We start from the raw sequence: 1,076 nt of genomic DNA, 5'->3' as shown, positions 1-1,076 counted from the left end.
GCTGTCCGTAACGCTCCGGCCGCAGCGTGGACGTCGTTGCTGACGGTCGGATCGCTCACCCATCGCGGGTAGATATCCTGGTACCGCTCAGGTAGTTCTCCGTCGTCCCGATTCGTCTCCGCAAACGACAGCTGGAGTCGGTAGCCAGCGTCGGCCTTCGCGACGATTCCAGCATCAACGAGGTCAGGGAGATGGTCACGAAGCGAGCGAGCCGACACGCCGGCTCTCTCGGCGAGTGCTGACTGCGTCAGGAATTCTTCAGCGCCTGCGAGTGCCACAAGGGCCTTTCGCGGCGTTGACGACGCATCTCGGAGTACCTGCTCTGGGGACAGTGCTGCGATGATACGCCGGAGCTCTACGGACCGGATATGTCGCGTCTCGGCTTCCGGCTCCAAGGCACGAGCGACGCCGTTCGCGATAGCGAGCGGTGACCGACACAGTCCGTGAAGCACTGATACTGCCTCTGGAGTCGTGAGCAAATTCTTCGCCTCGAGCGCTTCCTCAAGCAGATCCCGGTACTGCTCCCGACTCGTCGACGTCTGGACGGGGACGCGGACACCGATCTCGGGGGCGTCATCCCGGATGTCCCTCGGCGAGACGTTGGATCGAAGCTTCTCAGCGAACACGTCCTGGCGGTCGCCGTAATCAGCAAACAGACACCACGAGCCGATGAGCTCACCGAACGGCTCTGCGGCGTTGACATCGACATCTAGTGACCACCGGAGGACCTCCTCACGGTCCTCAAAGAGTTGCCGAAACACTGACGCCATCCCGTATTTCGACGCAATCGCAGAGTTGATTCCAACGAACTTCGCGATAGCTGAGAGCTTCTCGTCGGCAAAATCGTTCTTGAATCGGGGCATCTGACCGATTCGGAGGATGTCCACGCCGGCGAAGTCCAGTAATCGGGTCATCACGCCGATCACGCCGAGTGACTCCGTGAGGATCTTCGTCCGAAACGCCGTTCGAGAGTTGTACTCGCGGTACTCGCCGTGAGTCATGTCCCGCGTCATCTCGCAAATCTCCTCGAGAACAGCTTGTATGCGGTCGCCAAACTCATCGACATCGTCGACGAG

Annotated in this window: 1 pseudogene; it reads right to left on the bottom strand. The window is 60.4% G+C overall.

Annotated elements, in window-relative coordinates:
- A pseudogene (locus B9H04_RS17825) lies at positions 1–1,076 on the bottom strand (ArsR family transcriptional regulator); the annotation flags it as partial.

Source organism: Halorubrum ezzemoulense DSM 17463 (genome assembly GCF_002114285.1).
GTDB classification, from domain to species: Archaea; Halobacteriota; Halobacteria; order Halobacteriales; family Haloferacaceae; genus Halorubrum; species Halorubrum ezzemoulense.
The sequence above is the reverse complement of the archived record's forward strand: the minus strand, read 5'-3'. Positions and strand labels throughout refer to the sequence as shown.